General features: G+C 41.4%; 1 tRNA gene. It reads right to left on the bottom strand.

Annotated elements, in window-relative coordinates:
* Nucleotides 1–140: 140 nt before the first annotated feature.
* Nucleotides 141–213: transfer RNA gene (locus FC85_RS00810), tRNA-Thr, on the bottom strand.
* Nucleotides 214–321: the final 108 nt, after the last annotated feature.

The raw sequence follows: 321 nt of genomic DNA, 5'->3' as shown, positions 1-321 counted from the left end.
ACGAAATGATTAGAACTTTAATATTTGAATTCACCAACAACAGTTGACGAACAACCGCAATTTAATTTCAAAAAACAGGAAGTCTACTAGATATCATCTAATAGACTTCCTGTTTTTTATTTTTCAATTATGTAGAATAATGCCGGCTGCAGGAGTTGAACCTGTGACCCTCGGTTTACGATACCGATGCTCTACCAGCTGAGCTAAGCCGGCATTGGTGAGATACACAAAAGTGCCAACAATTGAGTTAGCACTTTTAACCAATCTCCGGCAGGCGGGCTCGAACCGTCGACAACCTGATTAACAGTCAGGTGCTCTACC

The organism is Lentilactobacillus diolivorans DSM 14421 (assembly GCF_001434255.1).
Lineage (GTDB): Bacteria > Bacillota > Bacilli > Lactobacillales > Lactobacillaceae > Lentilactobacillus > Lentilactobacillus diolivorans.
This window is presented reverse-complemented; position numbering and strand designations above follow the sequence as displayed.